This is a genomic window from Bradyrhizobium sp. Pa8 (assembly GCF_052588265.1).
Map to the genome: position 1 here is coordinate 2,346,645 of NZ_CP176767.1, position 18,347 is coordinate 2,364,991.

At 59.7% G+C, this 18,347-nt stretch carries 20 protein-coding genes; 7 read left to right on the plus strand and 13 right to left on the minus strand.

Annotation, left to right across the window (positions count from 1 at the left end):
• The 13 genes from ACKWRH_RS10680 to ACKWRH_RS10740 all read right to left on the minus strand — a co-directional run bounded on the left by ACKWRH_RS10680 (position 1) and on the right by ACKWRH_RS10740 (position 11,865).
• Positions 1-450, minus strand: a complete 450-nt coding sequence (locus tag ACKWRH_RS10680; protein WP_445220478.1) for a hypothetical protein — start codon at positions 448-450, stop codon at positions 1-3.
• 123 nt (positions 451-573) lie between these two features.
• Complete coding sequence (locus tag ACKWRH_RS10685) at positions 574-2,097, minus strand: DUF2130 domain-containing protein (RefSeq protein ID WP_445220479.1); 1,524 nt, start codon at positions 2,095-2,097, stop codon at positions 574-576.
• Positions 2,098-2,244: 147 nt separating this feature from the next.
• Positions 2,245-2,676 (minus strand): DUF6527 family protein, encoded by a 432-nt coding sequence (locus tag ACKWRH_RS10690; protein WP_445220480.1) that lies wholly within the window; start codon positions 2,674-2,676, stop codon positions 2,245-2,247.
• Positions 2,673-3,851, minus strand: coding sequence for a ThiF family adenylyltransferase (locus tag ACKWRH_RS10695; RefSeq protein ID WP_445220481.1), 1,179 nt, complete (start codon positions 3,849-3,851; stop codon positions 2,673-2,675). The genes ACKWRH_RS10690 and ACKWRH_RS10695 overlap by 4 nt, the downstream gene beginning before the upstream one ends.
• On the minus strand, positions 3,826-4,152 hold the full coding sequence (locus ACKWRH_RS10700; RefSeq protein WP_445220482.1) for a multiubiquitin domain-containing protein: 327 nt from the start codon (positions 4,150-4,152) through the stop codon (positions 3,826-3,828). The genes ACKWRH_RS10695 and ACKWRH_RS10700 overlap by 26 nt, the downstream gene beginning before the upstream one ends.
• Before the next feature lie 50 nt (positions 4,153-4,202).
• Entirely contained in the window at positions 4,203-4,388 is a 186-nt protein-coding gene (locus tag ACKWRH_RS10705; RefSeq protein ID WP_183233601.1) for a hypothetical protein, read from the minus strand.
• Positions 4,389-4,538: 150 nt separating this feature from the next.
• Entirely contained in the window at positions 4,539-7,952 is a 3,414-nt protein-coding gene (locus ACKWRH_RS10710; protein ID WP_445220483.1) for a UvrD-helicase domain-containing protein, read from the minus strand.
• Positions 7,952-8,542, minus strand: coding sequence for a hypothetical protein (locus ACKWRH_RS10715; protein ID WP_445220484.1), 591 nt, complete (start codon positions 8,540-8,542; stop codon positions 7,952-7,954). The genes ACKWRH_RS10710 and ACKWRH_RS10715 overlap by 1 nt, the downstream gene beginning before the upstream one ends.
• Positions 8,539-9,339, minus strand: a complete 801-nt coding sequence (locus ACKWRH_RS10720) for an RNA polymerase sigma factor (RefSeq protein WP_445220485.1) — start codon at positions 9,337-9,339, stop codon at positions 8,539-8,541. The genes ACKWRH_RS10715 and ACKWRH_RS10720 overlap by 4 nt, the downstream gene beginning before the upstream one ends.
• 66 nt (positions 9,340-9,405) lie before the next feature.
• On the minus strand, positions 9,406-10,140 hold the full coding sequence (locus tag ACKWRH_RS10725; RefSeq protein ID WP_445222369.1) for a M48 family metallopeptidase: 735 nt from the start codon (positions 10,138-10,140) through the stop codon (positions 9,406-9,408).
• The gene (locus ACKWRH_RS10730) at positions 10,046-10,498 is read right to left on the minus strand and encodes a hypothetical protein (protein WP_445220486.1); all 453 of its coding nucleotides are present in this window, start codon (positions 10,496-10,498) and stop codon (positions 10,046-10,048) included. Before ACKWRH_RS10730 ends, ACKWRH_RS10725 begins: the two co-directional genes overlap by 95 nt.
• A 519-nt stretch (positions 10,499-11,017) precedes the next feature.
• Complete coding sequence (locus tag ACKWRH_RS10735; protein WP_445220487.1) at positions 11,018-11,554, minus strand: ImmA/IrrE family metallo-endopeptidase; 537 nt, start codon at positions 11,552-11,554, stop codon at positions 11,018-11,020.
• Positions 11,551-11,865, minus strand: a complete 315-nt coding sequence (locus tag ACKWRH_RS10740) for a helix-turn-helix domain-containing protein (protein WP_445220488.1) — start codon at positions 11,863-11,865, stop codon at positions 11,551-11,553. The genes ACKWRH_RS10735 and ACKWRH_RS10740 overlap by 4 nt, the downstream gene beginning before the upstream one ends.
• A gap of 184 nt (positions 11,866-12,049) precedes the next feature.
• Between ACKWRH_RS10740 and ACKWRH_RS10745 the strand changes: the two genes are divergently transcribed.
• The 7 genes from ACKWRH_RS10745 (at position 12,050) to ACKWRH_RS10775 (ending at position 18,063) form a co-directional block, all read left to right on the plus strand.
• The gene (locus ACKWRH_RS10745; RefSeq protein ID WP_445220489.1) at positions 12,050-12,358 is read left to right on the plus strand and encodes a hypothetical protein; all 309 of its coding nucleotides are present in this window, start codon (positions 12,050-12,052) and stop codon (positions 12,356-12,358) included.
• Entirely contained in the window at positions 12,336-12,776 is a 441-nt protein-coding gene (locus tag ACKWRH_RS10750) for a putative metal-binding protein (protein WP_445220490.1), read from the plus strand. The genes ACKWRH_RS10745 and ACKWRH_RS10750 overlap by 23 nt, the downstream gene beginning before the upstream one ends.
• Positions 12,773-13,243, plus strand: coding sequence for a Mov34/MPN/PAD-1 family protein (locus ACKWRH_RS10755; RefSeq protein ID WP_445220491.1), 471 nt, complete (start codon positions 12,773-12,775; stop codon positions 13,241-13,243). Before ACKWRH_RS10750 ends, ACKWRH_RS10755 begins: the two co-directional genes overlap by 4 nt.
• A complete protein-coding gene (locus tag ACKWRH_RS10760) occupies positions 13,237-14,634 on the plus strand; it encodes a ThiF family adenylyltransferase (protein ID WP_445220492.1) in 1,398 nt (465 codons plus the stop codon). Before ACKWRH_RS10755 ends, ACKWRH_RS10760 begins: the two co-directional genes overlap by 7 nt.
• A gap of 78 nt (positions 14,635-14,712) precedes the next feature.
• The gene (locus ACKWRH_RS10765) at positions 14,713-15,843 is read left to right on the plus strand and encodes a DUF2235 domain-containing protein (protein ID WP_445220493.1); all 1,131 of its coding nucleotides are present in this window, start codon (positions 14,713-14,715) and stop codon (positions 15,841-15,843) included.
• Between the two features lie 767 nt (positions 15,844-16,610).
• Positions 16,611-17,483: a hypothetical protein gene (locus ACKWRH_RS10770; protein ID WP_445220494.1), complete on the plus strand. Its 873-nt coding sequence runs from the start codon at positions 16,611-16,613 to the stop codon at positions 17,481-17,483.
• Positions 17,446-18,063, plus strand: coding sequence for a hypothetical protein (locus tag ACKWRH_RS10775; RefSeq protein WP_445220495.1), 618 nt, complete (start codon positions 17,446-17,448; stop codon positions 18,061-18,063). The genes ACKWRH_RS10770 and ACKWRH_RS10775 overlap by 38 nt, the downstream gene beginning before the upstream one ends.
• The last annotated feature ends 284 nt before the right edge of the window (positions 18,064-18,347 follow it).

The following is an 18,347-nucleotide window of genomic DNA, read 5'->3' on the forward strand; positions in this document are numbered from 1 at the left end:
CTAGCGCAGCCTCTCGCCGCTGGCGGACTCCAGATCATACTCCCAGATCTCGACACCCGACGGCACGAGATGGCCGTGCGTCTTAAGATAATAGGCCGCGAGGCTCTGCTCCTTACGGTAATGCTTCAGCACGAAGAAAATCTTGCGATAGGACGAGGGCGCAACGTGGAAGTAGTACATCGCTTCGTTCCACACTGTCATTTTCGCGCTCGGCATGTTGCCGCCTTGCGTCCAGGTGTGGGATTTGCATTCGACGAGCACAGGCGGGTCTTCGCTCCCCAAATCGAAGCGATGAAGCTTCTTGGTCTCGCCGACGCCGACAGGAACAGAAAAGTTTTTCGTCAGGGCGACGCCCTGCGTTGCGAAGAATGACTGCGTGGCGGCCTCGAAGTCATTGCCCGCATGCGCGTTGCTGACCGAACCGACCCTTTGAAAATTGTTAATGTCCATAAGTCGCCCTGCGTAGCCACAAAGATCAGATTACAAAATTGAAGCGCGAACATTTGGATCGCGAGGCCCTACAAAGCATCGGTCGGACGTCGGTTCATGGCGATAAAGCTGTCGCCGCCGAGGTCAGGCCGCCATAGGACCCGCGTCGTCGCTATCCGCCTGTACACTTTCGAGTAAGGGCATTGCCAAACCCTCGATTTCCTCAATGGCTTTACCAGCAATGCCTTGCAGGTCGCCCACCATGCCAGCCATGGCATTGATCACTCCCCGAATCTGCTGGTCCCGCTTGGCAAATTGCTTTGTGGCCAATCGCCGTTCACGTTCCAGATCCGATTGCATCTCGATAAATCTCTCGACAACAGCTCCAACACGATGGCGGAACTGCGGTCCAGTGAGATACTGATACATGAGCTCCATCTTGCTTTGCTGCCCTTCACTCGCTTGTCGCGCCGCAGCGACGCTGATGAGCCATTCGCGAAGCATTATTGCGACCGGGATTGCGCAGCGAGGATCGATCACCCAAATCCCCTCGATAAGGCAGAAATTCTGAACGCCTTTTGGCAGTGCCGTCGTCACAATCAGCGCAACTTCGGCCCCTGATGTACGCTGATCCTCGCGTAGCTTGGGTAGCCAGCCGTCACTAAAGTTTTTCGTCCGCTTGGACTCCCAAAGAATAGTTCCGCAAGGCTGATCAGCTGGTCCCACAACTCGGTGAAGAACGTCACCGCCATGCTCGCCCTTCGGCACAGGGTCGATAACGTCGCGCGTGAAGTTTGCGCGCAGTAAGCCTTCCAGGTGGAGTTCCTGAGCCTCGCCTTGCGCCTGCTGTGAGCCTTGCTCGGCCTTCCGCTTCAACTCTTCGATCTGCTTTTGCATTGAAGCGATCTGCTGCTCCTTTTCGATAAGAGGCAGCTTTGCTTCGGCCTCAGCATCCTGCCGAGCCTTGGCGCGAATGTCGGCCAGCTCCGACTGAACCTTGTTCTGAATTGTCAGATCGATTTCACGGCGGGCTTCTTCGAGCTCCCGCTCTTTCTGTATGACGTCGGCCTGCGCTTTCTGCGCAGCCGCGAGTTTTTCGTTATTTTCCTCGAGCCGACGCTGCATTTCTGCCATTTCGGTTTCCTTCGCAGAGATACGAAGCTGGGCCGTCTCTTCAGCTTCCCGCCGGGCTCTTTCGCGAACGGGCCTAAGCTCGGCCTGCAACCGGGTCTGGACCGTGAGTTCTAGCTCGCGGCGGGCGTCTTCAAGTTCGCGCTCCTTCTTGGCCAGCTCGGCTTGCGCTTTCTGCGCAATAGCAAGCTTGCCGTCGCGATCGGCAATGACGGCATTCAGGTCGGCAATCTGTTGCATCTTAGCTTCGACGTCGGCCGCAGCGAGACGTTTAGCTTTCGCCGCCTCATCGGCCGAGATGCGCTTACGCTCAGTATCGAGCTTCTCGGCAACTTGATCGTCGATCAAAGCGCGCTCCTGCTGCAGAGCGGCTTGCTGGTCACGGACGGCTTTCTCCCGCGTCTCCAGGTCCCGATCTTTTTGGGCCAGCTCGCGTTCATGTTTTTCCTTGGTCGCCTTAAGCAGCGGCGCAGCCAAAGATTCAGTTAGCGGAATCTGCGTGCTGCAATTGGGACAGGCGATGATCATGTCAGACATGGTGGCCTCAAGAAGAAGGTGGGCGCGAAGAGACGCCGAGCTACAGCTTACAGGGTGTTCACGGTGTGTTCACATCAAAAAACACCGGCAAGTGGTAGAATTCACAGGTTGTTTTGGCACGGGACGGGTCCGGTGCATGGAAAGGCCCTATCGTGCGAGCCATGCCAACAACCTTTCCCACAGCCCTTTCGGTGGCTTTGGTGGCGCAACTTCACGCGCCGCTGGCTGCGCTTGCGGTGGTGCGTAGTGCTGCGCAGTCCGCTGCCGTTGTGCATTTCTGGCCGCCGCGATGCGGGCGTCAGTCCAGGGCTCAGCCCATTGCACGGCGTTACCGCGTATCCAGTAATGCGACCTGCACGGCAAATTCCAACTACCCACGGACGGATCGAGGGAAACGCGGCCGTCATAGATGAGTCGCCACTGAGTGGGATCGAGTGGTGTCATGACCTCGCTGCGGCAACCGCAGCAACAGAGATGAGCAACCGTGCGGTTCTCCGGCGAGATGTAGACAACGCCCTCTTCGAGTGTTTCGGGGACATACTGCACGAAGGCAGGTCGTAGCGATGTGCGGCGTGTCATGGCTTGTCTTCGTTCACAAGAGCGTTGCAATTGATGGCGTAGGCGCTGAAATGCTCGCGCGCGTGATCCGCATAGAAGCCGAACAGCTTCTTCCACTTGATCACGGCAAGGGCCGCATTAAGCGCGTTCAGGTCGGCAACCTGGATGTTGTTGTAGACGTCGTTGCCGTCCCCTTCGAATGAGATGCGATGATTGCCGCGCACATGGTCGCGCTTTGCCGCCGTGCTGGCCGTCGTGCGAATGAGGCCGACCAGCGTGTCTTCATCGGTGATTTCAAGGCCCATGCCGACATCGATGAAGGGAATGCCACTTTGCTCCAGCCGCGTGATAAGGGCTTCCTTGGCTTTACCCGGATCCATGCAGATGAACACGAAATCTGCGCCATCCAGTTCGGCGACAGTATCTGCCGTCAGGTGATAAGGATGAGGGACGACACCCCGGCGCATGCGGGCGTAGATGCCGGCGAAGTAATCGACCTTGAATGGGCGCGCCTTGAGGTCCGCGATCGAGGCTGCACCGGGTGCCCGGAACGCGTTGTGCTGGCCGAAGCGGTCGCCGTCGTAGAGATGAATTTCATGCACCGGCGTTTTCGCCGTGAGGTCCAACACGTAAGAGCCGGTGCCGCCAAGACCGGCAATGACGATGCGGCGCAATTCCAGCTTGCGCGCGACATTCGTGATACCGGCGCGGCTGGAAGCCGTATCGGGATAGAGAAACACGGAATCGGGATCGTGGCTCTCGACAACCTGCCACGTGCGCGGGGTGGCGTTCGGATCGAGAATGGCGGCAGGACCGGAAATGTTCGCAACGTAGATCGTCACGAGGTGATGGTAATCGCGGTATCCTCCGGGCGGCTTGTTAGAGAAGCTGTACCGCGTCACCAGATCGGCGGAGATCGCCGTCTTGTTCTCGCCGTGGCGGAGTTTCTCAAGGGGCTTGCCGTTCTGGTCACAAGGAAACTCGCCCGCGAACATCACGACATGCGTGTTCGGCGGCAGCGTCACGTCAATGTTGAGGTTGAGCGGCACGACCAGTATGCCGCGCTTCACCTTGCCGGCGCAGTTTACGTAGGGGACGCTGCGGACGAGGAGATGAGGCGAGGCGATCTCGATCTCGTACCCCTCTTCCAGCAGCTTCGTCAGGTCTGGGCTACGACTGATTAGTGGGTGTGACATTGAAGATCATTCCGTTGCGAACCTTCACCGATTGGCCGGGAACCACCGTGCCGTCCGAATGGTCCGGCCCGTTGTGGTAGGTGATCGTGAATCCGGGGTTGGGTCCTTCGGGAAGCGGCAGGCCCGAAAGCGCGACGAGTTCGTCGTAGCTGATCTTGTCCTTGGTCCACTTCTTCGAGCGGCCGTTGACGACGATCGTGAACTGATCGTCATGGCCTTGGCCGTTCGAACCTTCGTTGGTGCCCGAGCCTTGCTGGCCTTGGTCGCCGTGGTCAGCGCCGCGGCCGTCATTGTTGGTCATGTGTATCTCCTCGAGAAAGGGGCGAGCGCCCGCCGAAGCGGGCGCTCAGTTCAGGCGTACTGGGTCAGCACCCAGGTGACGGCCTTGCCGTCGTAGGGCGGCATGCGGTTGCCCTTGGCGATCGGAGCGGTCGTGCTCGGCGAGCCCTCGACCTTCCACACGCCACTTTCGGGGCAGATTTCACCGGTACGGGCCTTCGTGCCGATCGGGGCACGCTTGGTTGCAGCAACACTCATTTTAGTAACCTCATAGGTTTTGACAGGTCGCCCTGCCGGGGCGCGCCCCGGCAGGTCCGGCGGCCATGCGGCCCGCCGGAAGGCCTGGCCCTGCGCCTGCCTTCAAGAGGTCAATCGATGGGAGAAAAGGCGACCGGTAAGCCGATCGCGCTAGAAGCTGAACTTTTTTTCCAGCGTGCCGGCTGGGACCGGGCCGCATATGAAAAAAGCCGGGCAGCGGGGACAGGTGCGCGGGGAATCCTCTCGCGGAAACCGGCCGGCCCGGATTTCACCTATCATCTCCTCGGCGGTGGTCTGCCGGTTTCCCAGCACACGCGGGGTCATCGATACCGCCTGAACGGTGGCATCGCCGAGGTGGACGAATTCTACAATGCAGCCCGGGAAGGTTTTGTGCGCTGCGAGAGTGAACACCGCCGCGGCGACATTCTCAAGATCCTTGGACCCGGCGTGCCCCGTGCGAACCGCCCGCACGTGCCGCCTTCCATCCTGGGCTGTCAGTACGTCGTCAGGGCGAACGATGATTTCGCTGCTGCCCAGGGGAAATCGCATGACCGACGGTGCGGAACGGGCATACCCGTCCCGTGAAGACAAAAAGAAGCCGATCAGTTGCCTGGCAATTCGCCGGTAATCATCGGAGTAGCCGTGATCGCCGAGCTTCTGCGCATCCCATGCTTCTGCAAGGCGCGCCTCGATCTCGGATTGTGCCGCTGTCGATGCAGGATCGAGGGTCAACCAGTCGATGACCTCCCGCACGGTGCCGTGCATCTGCATGAATGAAGTTTCGCGTCTTCTGCCGCCGATTTCAAGAATGTGGGTATAGAAGAAGCGTCGCGGGCAGCGCTGGAAGAGGGCGAGCTGGTGATCGGAAAGAACGATCCCTGACGGAAACGACATGGTGATCGGGGCATCATCGGCTGAGACTGGCAGCGCGCGCACGGTCTTGAGATTCATGGTGGCGAGCGTGCCCCCAAGCCGGTCAAGGAAGCCCGAACGGCCGCGAGGCCGGTTGTTCATTGTCCGCGTCGGCGAGTAGAGCGTCAGGCGGTCACGCGCGCGTGAAAGGGCGACGAAGAACAGGCACTCTTGTTCTTCAACGTGGCCGTTTTTAAGAATTTCAAGCCCGGTGCCCTCTACACCTTCAATCAAGCCATCGGGTGGAATGCATCCGCGCACATGATTGGGCGAACGCGGAATGGTGTCGGCATTCATGCCGGGCAGGTGAACGGCCCGGAACTCGAGGCCCTTGCTGCCGTGGATCGTCATAAGCCGCACGGCATCGATACTTTGTGCCGCGGTTGGCAACTCACGCAAATCCCGCTCGTCGGCCAGCAAGACAAGGCGGCGTATCCGGTCCAGCAATCGCGCGATGGGTAACCCAGCTGCGGCGGGCTGGGCCCGCACGAAGTTCATGAATTGCCAGGTCGCGACCCCGCGCGTGCGATCCGCTATCGCGTCGGAGCTTGCGATGTCGGCCGCGAGCCGTGTGCGATCAAGCAGAAGCCGCACCAGCACATCCCATGGGTCGGACGACACGCCAAAGCCATCCAGCGCCAAGCGCAGATGGACAAGTGTCGGCGCAGCCGCTGCGGATACGCCTGCGATGGGCGGACCGTTTAACCATGCAAGGGCTTCGGCGCCGTTATCCTTGAGATGCGCGATGATCGCTGCTGCATCCGCGAGCGTGAGTGGAAAATCCTTCATGGTTCCGATGCGCGTGAGCCCCATGGCGCGGCGGTCGATGAGCAGGGAAAGAAAAGACAGCAGTTGCTGGATTTCATCGCGCTCAAATAGGCTGCCGAGGTACAGCAGGGGTATGCCCAAGCTTTCCAGTCCCGCCGCCATGCGCCCGAGACGCTCATTGCCTGTGCAAAGAAGCGCTTGATCGCGGTAATTTACGCCCGCTGCCCGGTGCGCCTCAATGGCTTCAGCCATGGCGACGATTTCATTCGGAGCCACATCGACTGCCCGGTAGTCCGGCTTGAACCCGGAAGGTCCGCGCTTGGCTTCCAAGCTGACATCGGCTCCGGCTGCCGCTTTCATGTCATGGGCGGCGAATGCCACGAACGCGTTCACGATCTCTTCGGAGGACCGGTAGTTGACTTTGAGACGCCCGCTCTTGCCTCCCGGAAAGTCGTTCTTGGCAAATCGCGCGATGTTCACGGAGGACGCGCCGCGGAACCGGTAAATGGATTGCTTGGCGTCTCCCACGACCCAAAGGTTTTCTCCAGCTCCGCAAAGCGCCTTCAGGAGGCGCACGCTGGCTCGGTTAACGTCCTGAAATTCATCCACCAGAACATAGCGGTGGCGCGCCTGGAGTTGCGTTCGGACTTCCTCGTCACCTTCGATCAGGCGTACGGGCACGGCGACGAGGTCACCGAAATCGAGGCAACGCCGCTCCTCCTTGAGCGCTTCATACGCGGCGTAGACTTTGGCAACCTCCTGGCATTTCCCGGCCGCTTCCTTCGCTTCCACCGTCGCGGCGGCGGCGTGCATGGCATCGGAAAGCTCAGCATAACGTTGCGGTGACGCCACCTCATCCTTGGCTCGCGATATTGCGGAAAGGATGTCGCTTAGCGCCATCGATGGGTCCCATACATCTCGATAGTACTGTAAATCGAGCTGCGGAAAGCGATCTGCGAGAAGATCAATTGCCTCGGTGCGGTCCATCAACCGTGGATTCGCGGGTAGCTTCAGCCGCTCATGGAAACGGCGAATGACGTCGAGCCCAAAGGAGTGAAACGTGCCGATCCACATCGCCGCTGCGGCTTCGGGCCGGCGCGCGGCAAGGCGGTCCGAAAGTTCGCCGGCTGCCTTGTTCGAGAAGGTCAGTACCAGGACTTGGTCGGGTGGAATTTTCTTGTGCTCTAACAGCCATTCGACCCGGCCTACTAGCGTTTGCGTTTTTCCCGTGCCCGGTCCCGCTTCAAGGAGGTAGGGCGAACCCCAGTGTTCCGCGGCGACTTGCTGCTCTTCGTTCAAAGGCTTTTCGGTCCGGTCCTCTTTGCTGGAGGCGACCGGCGGCAGAAGCGTGGCATCAAGCAACTGCTGCGCGACTACCGCAAACGGGGCACCGAAGCGATCCGCGATGGCGCCGGCGGTCAACTGTTCCTGAACATGCAGGTTGCGAACGACTGAGCGCGGCAGAAGAAATTCACGTCCGAAGAGGTCCATTTGAACTTCTCGGCGCTCGCGGCGTCCGTAATCGATGACGCGATCAACGCCGATTGGTGCGGCTTCCGCGGAGCGCGTGGGATCTACCTCGAAAGATGACGCGGCTTCGTGAGCTCCACCGAATTCCACGTGGCCGAGCTCATGGGCGACGAGGAATGCGTCAAGAAATACATCGCCAGTATCTTCGTGAAGGATCGTCAAGGCGCTCGGATCGTAAGAAGCCCGCGCACCGCGCAACCGCGCGTCACCCTTCGGGAGCTTCTCAACCTCGATGGAACGGCGCAGTGCTTCGTTCCGTACAAATTCGTAAGGACGCTGCGGATCAGCGCCTTTTTGGACGGCCGCGAGATGCAGGCCTTCGGCGGTACGGCGCGTGATTTCGAGGTTGTCCATTATTCCGTCGATGTGAAAATGTCGCGCTTCTCATCGGCGCTGATGCCCGAGTTATCCAAGAGCTGTGTGAAATCAATTTTCGCCGGCGCGGTAGGTTTTTCATTGGACTTGTAGCTGGCGCCGGCGGAAACGATTGCCGGCAGATTAAGGTAGGCTCGAAGCTTTTCGGCGGGAAATTGTGTTGCATGTGCGAGCCGGTTCAAGAATGGAGCCGGGATAGATGACGCGTCAATGAGGCGATCCCGTAGCGCTATGAGGATGGAACGGCGAATACGAAGTCCTTTTGCCAGCGCCACGAAGCTTGGCCCGGTGAAGCCAGCAAAGGGGTTAGCGAAGGATGTTGAATCGAGGCCCGGCGGTGATACTGCCGTGAGCGTCTTCCACGCGCGTTGAACGGCATCCTCGTCGTCCACGACGTCACTCCGGAGCGCTGGCGGGCTCCTCAGCTCGCCCAAGAGATCGATAAAATCCTCCGCATACTGCGGATAGAGTGCGAGGTAGCGCTCGACCGTCGCCTTGTCATGCAAGGGCTCGACGGAGAAGGCGAGGAGGACATTCTCGCGTTTGGTTTCAGAATCTATGGCGCTCATGTCTGTTCCTCACCAAGCGTCTTCCTGATCGCGACGTAAGCTCTGTTGCGGCGGTTGCGAACGGTTTGTTCTACGCACCCAATGATTTGGGCGATCGTCTGCACGCCTGGCTCCTTTGAATCGATTTGGAACCCGCGCAGCAGTAGATCAATCACGCGACGCTGGTCGTCTGGTAAGGAGTCAATCGCTGCATAGAGCCGCGACCGGTAAGCGGGATCGTCAAGTTTTGAGTCAGAGAGAGGATTTTGTGCTGCGGCTGCCTCCTCGATTTCGGCGTTCAGCTCGGTCGTTTCGTCGTCATAAGTCATTGGTTCGGAACGCTTCTCCTCCCGGAACGCCTTCTTGCGGCCATCGAGCCGTAGCGTGGCCAGTGCCCCATCAAAATTGACTTCGAAGTAGTCCAAGCGCTCGTCGTATCCGGCGCGGTCCTTCACCAGCATGCCCATGAAGCGGTCCATGACATACTCTCGAATTTTAAGATTTCGCTGGGACGCTAGGGGTTTTCTATCGACTCGCCCCAGAATATCCGGGTTAGGCATGCGAGCGAGGAGCCGCTGCCGCAGCGCACGGAATGTCGATTCAAAGAAGCGGTCGGAATTGTCCGAGCGGCAGGCTCGAATCAAGTGCAATAGGCATTCGGGGGGAAGATAGGCGGGATCGCCTGGATCGTTGATCTTGCAGCGTTCCCCAAGCTCGGAGCGTGAGAGCTGGAACAGCTCGCCGAGGCTCCGCTCGATGTCGAGCCGGCGCTGGTACAGCGTTCCATCTGCCGTTTGTTTGCGAAGCGGAACTGGCATGTCGCCCCAAGTTGCGAAAGGACCTCAGCAGGATAGCCGGATGGTAATGGCGTTTACAGGCAGGTTCTAGCGAAAGCTGCGGCTCTGGCGCATTGCACGCGATAGCATGCGCTGGGTGACTTCGCGCCTTAGCCGAGCCCCCGTCAGGGTAACCTCATGAAAAGATACGTGTTTTACAGCACCGCGGCCGATGGCTTCTAGCCCCGCCCTCTCTCGAAAGAACGAACGCTTAGTCCAATCGGCGTGCGCTAACGGGGCCGCGTTGAGCACATCCCGGGCGTGCTTCCATTGAGGTAGGTGCCGGTCAAGAAGGCCGGTAAAGCGATCGTCATGGCGGCGCACGATGAGGTGCAGCAGCTCGTGCACAAGGATGTACTCAAAGCATTCAGGCGCCTTTTTGGCTAATTCGGTGTTGAGCCGAATGCTCTTTGAGAAGGTGTTGCAGCTTCCCCATTTTGTTTTCATTTTCTGCACGAAGAGCCGCTGTGCCTTGACCCCGAGGCGCGCCTCCCATTTTTCGATTAGCGCCTCGACGGCCTCTTTCAGCTGCTCCCGATACCACTCCGCCACAATGGCCTCGCGCTTTGCCTCGCTGGTGCCGGGCCGAACGGCGAGAACCATGCGGCTGTGCTGAAGCGCCACCGATGACGGTGCATCCTTCTCGATGACGCGCAAAAGATAGCGCTTGCCCCATAAGTAGTGGCTTTCACGGCCGAGATATTCGCGAGCGGCTCCGGTGCGGCGCGGAGATGAGCACGCGGCCAGCAGGTGGATAAACGCTGAGATGGATATTCTTAATATCCTTCTTCACGACCTCAACGGCGATTTGTCCTAGTTCGAGCGTCGTCATCAATATTCCGACTGCTGCATGATGATGAGGAACAAGCGCTCGACCTCGTTGATGTCGCCTAGCACCTTGAAACAAGGCGGCCTTGATCACCTGCTTGCGTGCCTGAACGCCGCGCCAGCTAATGCGAATCGAGCTCGACCATGAGCCCGGGCGAAATGAGATCTCACGCCAGACAACCGAACGCCGCTTCAACGGCAGAACAGCGACGATGCCAGCTTCACACCATGCCGCATCGGCGAGGTTTTCTCCTGAAAGCGACCGCGATAAATCGACGACGTTTGCTCTGAAAGTGCATCGCTCGCGAAGCATCGTTCTGAGCCGAACTCGCTTCTGACTAATAAGGTTGACCGCAAGCGGACTCAGTTCTGCAACTGATAAGGTTTCTAACAAAAGCTAGCCAGTCGGCAGAGAACGAAAATCATAATTCTGGTCGAGGGGGCGCGACCATCCCCCCGCTACGAAAAAAACATCTGCCGAGCGCTTGCGGCTAATGCACCTCTCCAGATGACCACCGGTCGAGCTTGACGAACTCGTGGAAGGAACAGCCATCCGCGGGACAAACGACACTCGGGTGAACGGTTCCATCGGCCGCCACCGTATGGCCACCGAGTGTTAGGCCATGACCATTTGGGCAGGTCATAGAGGCTTTAAAGCGCTTGAGTACCGAGGGATGACATGCCGCCCAGTGCATCCGCGGCGGATCGGTCGTCACCCGGTCAAAACGCGCGATACGAACGTATCGGTCACCTGGCCCTACGCTCGGCATGGGCTGCCGACCGAAGAGTGATCTCAACCATTGATAAATTGCGGCGAGGAATCGCCAGATCATCAAAGGCGGCCGCGCGACAGAAGGTTTACAAGGCGGATCGTCATGGCTTGCGCGCTAACCTGATAGCGCTTGGCGAGAGTTTTCACGCGCTCCTCGTCGTCGATGTCGAAGACGAGCCCGTCAATGTCCTTTCGTAGAAACGCCTCCGGCATCAAGATGGCGGCGGCGAAGGCGTTGGATTCGATCTCCTCAACGTCTTCAGCAGTCGAAGATTCAGGCGAACGCAAGTTAACCCGAAACGCCGTGTCGACCCGCACCTCTTTACCATGGTGCAGCATCAGATGTCCGCATTCATGTGCGACCGTAAATCGCTTGCGCGTGGGGGGCTGATTCTTTTCAACAGCGATAATCGCTGAACTTCCTTCCCGAAGCAGAAGGCCTGAAACTTCGTTGTTGAACTGACGGACGACGATTGTTGCGCCTTCGCCGCGGGCAATGTCCTCGATCGGCACGGCCGGTGCCTTGATCTGATATTTGCGCAAAAGCTCCGTGACGAGCGCGTCGATCTTGGCGTAGCGGGGACGAAGGATCTTCATGTTCGATCCCGTGCAGCACTTTTCTTCACCGAAGTGATCCATTGCTGGACAGTCGGCATCGCTGTTATCCGCGCGTCCCCTTGCTGCCTGCGCTCATCTCCGTCGGGCGGAAGGAGCGCCGACGTCGAAATACCAATCGCATCAGCAATTTGAACAAGTTGGTCGACGAGCAGGCGCTGGCGGCCACATTCGATATTTGTAATGGCGGTGCGCGAAAGCCCAACCAGCTCACCGAGTTTTGCTTGAGTCAGTTTCCCTTCGCGCGCCGCACGGATGCGGCGGCCGAGTTCTTCATTGAAAGTTTGCGACATTATCTCGCTGATTCTGTAACGGAATTCATCAGCAGCATAGGCTGTCCCGCGGGAATGTCAATGTGGCAAACATCGAGCAGGTCTACCATGTTTGTATTATTGCCAATTAAGCCTGCCGGGTTTATAAACTCGTCATCCGCCGAGTCGCCTTGAGAGATTCGGCATCTAACCGAAGGAGAGATGGATGGATCAGGCAGTATCAGACCAGGCGCAGGAGGCCGACAAACATAAGGGGCACGATGTCGCCGTGGCGGTCATCACGCCCGTTGGCATTTACCCCGACGAGGACGACTTCCGGCGCGAGCCCGAATCCACCGTCATCGAGCAGGTGTTGAAGGCCGCCGCCGAGAAGCTCAAAATCACCAATACGTCGGACTGGGTGGCCAAGGTCGATGGCCGGAAGCTTGACCCGCACAAGACCTTCAAGCAGGAGCACCTCAGCGGCATCGTGGAGATCGAGTATCACAAGCATGAGGGCGGCGGCGGTGCATGAGGCTCTCGCAAAAGCCAATTTTGAACACGACGTGGCGGTGCTCACCGACAGCTTCGCCGCGCGCCAGAAATTGATCGTGCACACGCGCGACTATCCCGTCCTTGACGTGACGGTTGAGCACACCAAGCCGATCCGGTTTCGCCTTCGCGGCGACAGCTTCGACGAACTGCCGCCCGCGATCACAATCCTGAAGCCAGATGGCCAACAGTGGACCGATCCTCTGCCGGGCGGTGTCTTCAACGGCGGACCGCACTCATCCCAGGGAGGACCGTTCATCTGCATGCGAGGAGCGCGCGAATACCACACGCATTCGAGCCACGTGAATGACCGCTGGGAAAACTACCGCGGCCAAGACGGCATGGGTATCGTCGGCATCCTCATGCAGTTGGTTGGCGTTTGGCGCCGGGACGTGAAATGACCTCTTTGCGTTGTCCAGCCGGATTGATCGAGCAAACGCTCGCTAGCCTTCGCGACGCCGGGCAACGCGGCACCGAAGGCGTGGTGCTTTGGCTTGCGAAGCGCCCCCCCGTCCAGGGCGCCGTGATCGTCGAAGCCTTCATTCCCGAATACACCGCACGAGCAGATGTGTTCCGCATCCCGCCATCCAGTATGACTGCATTGATGGCACACCTTCGCACCCAAAAACTCGCCTTGGCCGCGCAGGTTCATTCGCATCCGCAGCTGGCGTTTCATTCGAAGGCCGACGACGCCTGGGCGATCGTCAGGCACGAGGGAGCGCTCTCCGTTGTCGTGCCCTACTTCGCCCGAGGGGTGACGGCAGAGAGCTTTCTCAAAGAGACCGCGACCTTTCGGCTCTCGGCAGACGACCGCTGGCTTCCCGTGTCGCCCCATGATCTCCCGAGGCATTTGGAACTTTCATGGTGATCACCCCCGCGCAGGAAAACAGCCGGATGCTCGCGCGCATCCTCGGCATTGGCGAGGACGAGGCAGTCGCACGCCTCGCGCAAAGCTTCTGTGTCACCGCCGGAGCCGGCGAGGCAGCCCTTTTCGCGGATGAGTTGGTGGCGCAGCTGGAGCGCACGGTTACCCATACGCCACAACCGGATCGCTGCGACCTTGAAATCGTGGTCCATGCCGAACCGCGCCAAAGCACGGGCACGCGTCTTTACGTTACGATCGAAGCGGACCGCGTGTCGGTCTCCCGACAGCCGCTCCACTCAGCTGCAGGAGCCCCGGCTGATCTGCACGGGATTCAGCGCATGATTGCGGGCTGCTATACGGCCTCCGTTGCCCTCAGCGCCTTAGTCGAGGGGATCGAGCAAGCGTCGTCGGCTGATCCGTTCGTCATCCGGTTCGAAGCCCTCGGGGCGACCCGCGACGTGCTCGCGACCCCGGTTCGTCTTCACGACACTGTGCTGGCCGGCGCCGGAGCCGTCGGCAACGGCTTCTTGCGCGCGGCAAGGCACCTCGCGATCTCTGGCGAGCTAACGATTGCCGATCCCAAGGTCGTCGGTGCCGGCAATCCTAACCGGTGTCTTTACTTCAAGGATGGCGACACCGGTCCGAAAGCCGACACTCTCGCTGCGCGCGCCCAGCCTGACTTTCCGGGACTGACATTGAAGCCCTACATCGGCACTTTTCAGGAGATCGTTGCGGAGCAAAGCCGTGTGCGCCGCGTGATCGTCGGCACGGACAGCCGGGCTGCTCGGCGCTCCATTCAGAATAACCTGCCGCTTGAAGTCCTTGACGCTTCCACAACCGGAACCAGTGAGGTCATCGTGCATTCACATCGGCAGCCGAACCTTCATGCCTGTCTGAGCTGCATCTATCCTCACATTCCTGACGAGCTTGCGCGCGCCCGTGATATTGCCGCGGGTCTCGGGCTTGAACTCGACGACGTGATCTCGAATGAGCGCATTGATGCTCGCATTGCCGGTGTCCTTGCGGCAAAGCACACTGGCCTCGATGAAGCCACGCTGGTGGGAAAGGCCTTCGAAAGCCTCTTCAGGGAGCTGTGTGGCGAGCAAGCCCTGTTACTGCCGACCGGCGAACAGGTTCTTGCGCCTTTCGCCTTTGTATCGAGCCTCGCGGGCGCACTGCTCGCCCTAGAACTTGCGCGCTTCGAAACCGGGAGGCGTTTTCAGGACGGTAGGAACTATCTCTTTCTGAGCCCCTGGGCGCCGCCTCACGCGCGCGTGCGGCGTAAGCGGCCACGCCTGCTAAATTGCGAATTCTGCGGACGCCCGACGACGCGCGACGCACTGGAGACCGTCTGGCCAGAGGTGATGACGCCCAGCGTGGTGCCATCCCGCTAGAGCGCGATCCTCCGAGGTGCGCCAAGCTCTTTGGTTGCCTTCTCACGTTGGCCCCAGCAGTTGATTAGGAAAGCGAAAATGAAACGTCTCACGATCTTTCTGGACGGCACTTGGAATACGCTGAACAACAACACCAATGTCTGGCGTCTGAAGTCGTTGACGCCAGAGATTGCCGATCAACGCGTGTACTACAGCCAAGGCGTCGGAACCCGGCGCGGCGAGGTCGCCCGCGGTGGCATCACGGGATGGGGAATCGACGACGAAATCATCGAGGCCTACACTTGGCTCATCCAGAATTTCGACTATGGCGACGAGATTTTCATCTTCGGCTTCAGCCGCGGCGCCTACACGGCGCGGAGCTTGTCCGGCCTGATCTGCAAATGCGGGGTCCTGAAATTGGGTGCGCCCCTCTCGATCGAGCAGCTCTATGCGCGGTATCGCCTCTACAGCGCGACGACGATCAGGACGCTGATTGCAGACGGTCTTCCCAAGAATCCGTCGATCGAAGAGCAGTGGTTGTTGAAATACTCCCACCCGACGAAGGTCAAATTCGTCGGCGTCTGGGACACCGTCGGCTCTCTCGGGCTTCCGGTGTGGAGCATGGCAGCCAAGGTCCACAGGTACCGGTTTCTCGACACGCATCTGCGTCTCGATAACGAGAACGCCTTCCACGCGCTGGCACTGGATGAGCATCGGAAGGATTTCGAACCGACCTTCTGGACCAAGACCGTTAGAACGGGCCATGAGGGGCCGGCCGATCGACCGATCGAGAGGGTCGAGCAGCGCTGGTTCGTCGGCGCGCACGCGAACGTCGGCGGTGGGTACGCCAGCGATCCGCTGGCCCAACGTCCTCTGAAGTGGCTAATGGACAAGGCCGCCGCGCTCGGGCTCGTCTTCGACCAGGTCGAGATCGACAGTTCGCAGGTCGCGCCGCCCGTGACGGACTCCTATCGCGAGTTCGCGTACGGGCTCTACCGCTTCGTCTCGCGAGCGTTCTATCGGCCGATCGGCCTCGCTCCAGACGAGGGGACGCAGGCGACGACGTCGCGGATCAACGAGACCATCGACGGCTCGGTGTTCGATCGTTGGCGGGCCGACCCGGCCTATCGTCCCGCAAACCTGTCCGAGTGGGCGAAGGCGAAAGGCGTCGACCCCGCCAAGCTTGTCGGTGCCGTCCGGGCTGCAGATCCCAACGTAAGTGTGCCGTGACGAGTGCCCCGCCTCCGAATGCGGCGAGCGTCGCCGAAATTTTTGGACCGAATTGGACATCTTCAGGGATAGGCCTTACGAAGGAGCTCCTGTGTAAGATGGCGGGGAGCGGTGCTTGTTGATAGCACCGTGTTCACGAGGGCAAAATGGTCAGTTGACTCGTGGCGGAGCGATACCTCCACAGATGGATCCATCGGTTTCAAGTTGGTCAGGCGGGGCCACTCTGACCACTGATAAGCTTTGGTCGCAAACCTTATCAGTCGGACTGTGTCGCTTCTTGCAGGAGCTTGGGAGCGAATGTCAAAGCCGGAGCGACGCCCTCTGCTTCGGTCCGAGCACGTCGGCCATATCCTTTGAGATCGCTAGTTTAGGTGTCCTTAGCGGAGTAGGCCATTCTTTTTAAGCCCGTCTATTGGGACTGGTGGGGCGGGGCGAGCTTGTGAAGCAGTCGATTGCAGCGATCGCTGCGACGCCGCGCCGTTCGCTGACGTCGATCATCTGGTCATCGGCCGGGAGGTCCTGCGCCAACAGGTCGCCAACCAAATCAGAGGCCGCCGTCGATTACGATTTCCGCCTACTTCTCCAGGCGTATTTTCAGCGAACGGCGTCCCGGCATATGGCTGATCCTATACTACGCCGCCAGCACGACCTACCGTCGTGACAGGAATCAAAGTGTGTGCGGCTGGAATACTCGGTTAGGGTGTGATAAGAGCGAGAGGCTACTTTTAAATCTGCGCATTTGCTTTCTGACGGGGCGGAGCTGGAAGTTGAGTCGCCGAATTTCGCGAACAATTGTTTCCTGCGTCATTACGGTGATGCTTTTTGCGTCGGCCGCAGGTTCTCAGGAAATGTCTCCTACCGATCGCAATTTCCTGAGCCTTCAGGTTCAGTCCGTTCTGCCGCGCGCGCCGATTGAAGAGCTCATTATCGAGACGGAGCTTACGCTCCCGGGTTCGGCCCTCTACGCCAAGCGTGTTGTTTTCAAGGAGGGCGGCGTCCTGGTCATCGACGGAGCAACCGTGCGTGCCGAGTTGCCTGTCGTTTTGGCGATTAAGGAATTGTCGATCGAGACCGAGACGAGCAGGGGACGCCCCCAGGTAGTTGTACGCTGGCCGAATGTGCCGGAAGGCCGACCGGGTGAGCGGGGTCAGCCCGGAGACGATCGTGGCTCACGTGAAGGCCGGCCCGGCGCAGATGGCGGGGCTGGCCAGCCAGGCGGGCCAGGTGCCAACGGCAAGCACGCGCCGGCCGTCATTCTTATCGCCGGGTCAATCAAGGGCCGATTGGTGACCAATCTGTCAGGCCAATCGGGTGCGAAGGGTGGCCCAGGCGGGGAAGGCGGGCGCGGCGGTGCCGGCGGATACGGCAACCCTGCCAGCCAATCAGCGTTCGATTGCAGACGAGGGCCTGGCAATGGCCAACCGGGTGGAAAAGGAGGCGCCGCGGGATCGGGCGGGCAGGGCGGAAATGCGGGCAACGGCGGCGTTCTGATCGCGATCCTATCCGATCCGGCAAAGGTTCAAGAAAATACGCTGCTTCTCGCGGATGCCGGCAATCCCGGTCTCGGTGGCGAAGCCGGAAGGCCGGGCATCGGCGGTTCGGGTGGACGTGTGGGTCAAGAGGCTCTCCGACTACCGTGACGAAGCCAACCGCTATTTTTCCGCTGTCTGCGATGCCGGAAAGAGGCTTGCGAGTATAGGCGCGGTGCCTGGTGCCTTCATGCCCTCGACGCTGAGCTTAAAGGACTGTCCCAAACGGTCGGTCAATCTAGCCCCGGGGGCCGTCTCAACAGACGATGATCCCTGCGAGCGCATTCAAACGGTTCGCGCCGTGCTGGATCATTTTAATGTTCTGGCGAATTCGTACATGCTTCCCATTCTCTTCGGAATGCTTGGCGCTCTAACGTTTGCCATCCGCGACATCGTAACTTCGCCCGAAAAGATGGGAAATCTGCCGATTGTAACCGGATATATTCTGCGCGTTTTTCTGGGGGCGATCCTCGGCTTGATCATCGGCTACGTGAACGTGACAGGGACGCCGGCCGCAGGCTTGGCGGCCTCGCCGTTGCTGTTGTCGCTCGTGGCCGGGTTCGCCACCGATGCGGTGCTGTCGTTGCTCGATCGCATTGCGCTCGCCATAAGTTACGATCGAAACGTGAATGCAAAGAATACGCCGGCTCCAGCTGTCAGCCCTCCCGGCGCTGCACCCCGCACCGAATAATCTTCTACCGCTTCCACTTGCGTGACCGACCGCGGGCAGGCGATGGCATCAGCGGAACATCCTCGAGACGCTCCGGACGCGTTCTTACTGACTGCTCCGGATATCGTCTTTCCGTACCGCCGTGCCACAATGAAGCCCGGTCAGCGCCTCGGTCTTTAATCGATGTCAAGAAGTCGTCCACGCGCCCGAGCTCGTCTTTGTCCTGATACGCTTCCGAAACGCCGGTCAGGTCGATCGACTCCGAACCGAAGAGCGCTTTCGGGCAGGGACCGAAAACCGGCCGT

Excerpts from the sequence above, each read along its gene's own strand:
- ACKWRH_RS10680 (WP_445220478.1), bottom strand. The coding sequence starts at position 450 with ATGGACATTAACAATTTTCAAAGGGTCGGTTCGGTCAGCAACGCGCAT.
- ACKWRH_RS10685 (WP_445220479.1), bottom strand. The coding sequence starts at position 2,097 with ATGTCTGACATGATCATCGCCTGTCCCAATTGCAGCACGCAGATTCCG.
- ACKWRH_RS10690 (WP_445220480.1), bottom strand. The coding sequence starts at position 2,676 with ATGACACGCCGCACATCGCTACGACCTGCCTTCGTGCAGTATGTCCCC.
- ACKWRH_RS10695 (WP_445220481.1), bottom strand. The coding sequence starts at position 3,851 with ATGTCACACCCACTAATCAGTCGTAGCCCAGACCTGACGAAGCTGCTG.
- ACKWRH_RS10700 (WP_445220482.1), bottom strand. The coding sequence starts at position 4,152 with ATGACCAACAATGACGGCCGCGGCGCTGACCACGGCGACCAAGGCCAG.
- ACKWRH_RS10705 (WP_183233601.1), bottom strand. The coding sequence starts at position 4,388 with ATGAGTGTTGCTGCAACCAAGCGTGCCCCGATCGGCACGAAGGCCCGT.
- ACKWRH_RS10710 (WP_445220483.1), bottom strand. The coding sequence starts at position 7,952 with ATGGACAACCTCGAAATCACGCGCCGTACCGCCGAAGGCCTGCATCTC.
- ACKWRH_RS10715 (WP_445220484.1), bottom strand. The coding sequence starts at position 8,542 with ATGAGCGCCATAGATTCTGAAACCAAACGCGAGAATGTCCTCCTCGCC.
- ACKWRH_RS10720 (WP_445220485.1), bottom strand. The coding sequence starts at position 9,339 with ATGCCAGTTCCGCTTCGCAAACAAACGGCAGATGGAACGCTGTACCAG.
- ACKWRH_RS10730 (WP_445220486.1), bottom strand. The coding sequence starts at position 10,498 with ATGCTTCGCGAGCGATGCACTTTCAGAGCAAACGTCGTCGATTTATCG.
- ACKWRH_RS10735 (WP_445220487.1), bottom strand. The coding sequence starts at position 11,554 with ATGAAGATCCTTCGTCCCCGCTACGCCAAGATCGACGCGCTCGTCACG.
- ACKWRH_RS10740 (WP_445220488.1), bottom strand. The coding sequence starts at position 11,865 with ATGTCGCAAACTTTCAATGAAGAACTCGGCCGCCGCATCCGTGCGGCG.
- ACKWRH_RS10745 (WP_445220489.1), top strand. The coding sequence starts at position 12,050 with ATGGATCAGGCAGTATCAGACCAGGCGCAGGAGGCCGACAAACATAAG.
- ACKWRH_RS10750 (WP_445220490.1), top strand. The coding sequence starts at position 12,336 with ATGAGGGCGGCGGCGGTGCATGAGGCTCTCGCAAAAGCCAATTTTGAA.
- ACKWRH_RS10755 (WP_445220491.1), top strand. The coding sequence starts at position 12,773 with ATGACCTCTTTGCGTTGTCCAGCCGGATTGATCGAGCAAACGCTCGCT.
- ACKWRH_RS10760 (WP_445220492.1), top strand. The coding sequence starts at position 13,237 with ATGGTGATCACCCCCGCGCAGGAAAACAGCCGGATGCTCGCGCGCATC.
- ACKWRH_RS10765 (WP_445220493.1), top strand. The coding sequence starts at position 14,713 with ATGAAACGTCTCACGATCTTTCTGGACGGCACTTGGAATACGCTGAAC.